Origin of the sequence: Streptomyces sp. NPDC001027 (genome assembly GCF_040299045.1) — a bacterium.
GTDB lineage: Bacteria > Actinomycetota > Actinomycetes > Streptomycetales > Streptomycetaceae > Streptomyces.
Window position 1 is genome coordinate 1 of record NZ_JBEPBI010000504.1, and the last position, 2338, is coordinate 2338.

At 70.8% G+C, this 2338-nt stretch carries 1 protein-coding gene; it reads right to left on the bottom strand.

The window, feature by feature from the left end; translation table 11 throughout:
* A partial coding sequence (locus ABT300_RS43285) for a non-ribosomal peptide synthetase (RefSeq protein ID WP_351688460.1) occupies positions 1-2338 on the bottom strand: 2338 nt, incomplete at both ends.

Genomic DNA, 2338 nt, shown 5'->3' on the forward strand with positions numbered 1-2338 from the left:
GCGGTCAGATCGACCAGCGGCAGCATCTCCGGCGTGATCTCCGTCGCGTCCGCGGGGATCAGATTCGCCGGAACGACAACCTCGTCCGCACCCGCGGAGAGGGCAAGCCCCGCCGGGGTCGGAGTGTCGAACAGCGCCCGCACCGACACCGACACACCCTGCTTGCGCAGCACCTCGACCAGATGCACCGCCAGCAGCGAGTGACCGCCCAGGGCGAAGAAGTCGTCGTCGACGCCTGTGTTCTCCAGCCCGAGGACCTCGGCGAACGCCGAACAGAGGGTTTCCTCACGCGCGTTCGCCGGGGCCCGGCCGGTGCCGGCGCCCGCCGCGTAGTCGGGGGCGGGCAGGGCCTTGCGGTCCAGCTTGCCGTTGGCCGTCAGCGGCAGCGCGTCCAGGACCACCACGGCCGACGGGACCATGTACTCCGGCAGCCGCTGCGCCACGAACCCCGGCAGCTGCTCCGACAGGCCGTCGGCCTCGTCGTCCTCCGCGACGACGTACGCCACCAGACGCACATCGCCGGGCACGTCCTCACGGGCGATGACCGCGGCCTGCGCGACCTGCGGATGAGCGGCGATCACGCCCTCGACCTCGCCGGGCTCGATGCGGAAACCGCGGACCTTCACCTGCTCGTCCGCACGCCCCAGGAACTCCAGCTGACCATCGGCACGCCAACGCGCCACATCCCCCGAGCGATACATCCGCACACCCGGATCGAACGGGTTCGCCACGAACCGCTCCGCCGTCAGACCCGGGCGCCGCACGTAGCCCCGGGCCAGCTGCGCACCCGCGAGGTACAACTCCCCCGCCACCCCCGGGGCGACCGGACGCAGGGACCCGTCCAGCACATACAGGCTCATGTTGGCGATCGGACGGCCCACGGGCACCGGCTCGCCGACCTCCTGGCCGGCCCGGACCTCGAACACCGCACAACCGACCACCGTCTCGGTCGGACCGTACTCGTTCACCACCACCGACTCCGGCGCACGCTCCAGCCACGCCCGCACCACCGCACCGGGCAGCGCCTCACCACCAACCACCCACGTGACCGCCGCGTCCTTGACCTGACCGTCAGTCAATGTTGCTGCCAGCAGCGGCAGATGCGCGGGTACCACCTTCGCCAGACCGAACCCGCCACCACCGTCCCGCAGTAGATCCGCCAGCCCCTCCACACCGCCCTCAGGGCTCACCACCACAGGCGAACCGGAGATCAGCGGCACCACGACACTCGTCACCGTCAGGTCGAAGGCCAGCGAAGAATGCAGCGGCGCACCACCCGCCGTCTCATACGCACCCGCTGCCCACTGCACGTAATTCGCCAGAGCGCCGTGCGTGACCGCCACACCCTTCGGCCGCCCCGTCGAACCCGACGTGAAGATCACATACGCCAGACCCTCCGCGGACACCGACATCTCGGGCGCCGTCGTCGGCAGCATCGACAGCTGCGTCTCCATCAGGGTGGAGTCCACCGCGACCATCCGCGCCCGCCCCGCGGGCAGTTCGTCCAGGACCTCCTCGTCGGTCAGCGTCAGCACCGCACCGCTGTCCGCCAGCATCAACGAGATCCGCTCGACCGGATAACCGGGGTCGATCGGCAGGAACGCCGCCCCGGCCTTCCACGCCGCCAGGATCGCCACCACCGCGTCCACACCGCGAGGCAGGCACACGCCGACGGTCGACTCGGCGCCGACGCCCTGGCCCAGCAGATAGTGAGCGAGCCGGTTCGCCCTGGCGTCCAGCTCGGCGAACGACACCTCCTCACCGTCCGCGACGACCGCCACCGCGTCCGGTGTCCGGGCCACCTGCCCCGCGAACAGTTCCGGCACCAGCGAATCGGCGAACTCGGCCCCGGTGTCGTTCCACTCCACCAGCACCCGGTGACGCTCGTCCGCGTCCAACACGTCCACCGCGCTCAGCCGCAGCCCCGGATCAGCCGCCACCAGCTCCAGCACCCGCACCAGGCGCTCCGCGATCCGCTCGACCGACTCCGCCTCGAACAGATCCGCCGCACCGATCACGGACCCGGACACACCCGCGGGCACACCCCGCTCGTCGAACAGCTCACCCAGCAGCACATCCAGATCGAACCGGGCCGCCGCGGCGGCGGCCATCGGCAGGTCACGCACCTGCACGCCCGACAGGCCGAGGGCGGCCTGTGCGTTGTTCTGCATCGTGAAGACCGTCTGGAACAACGGATGACGGCCCATCGAACGCGCCGGCGCCAGCTCCTCCACCAGCCGCTCGAACGGCACGTCCTGGTGCTCGAACGCCGACAGACTCGTCTCCCGCACCCGGCCCAGCACCTCACGGAACGACGGATCACCCGACAGATCCGCCC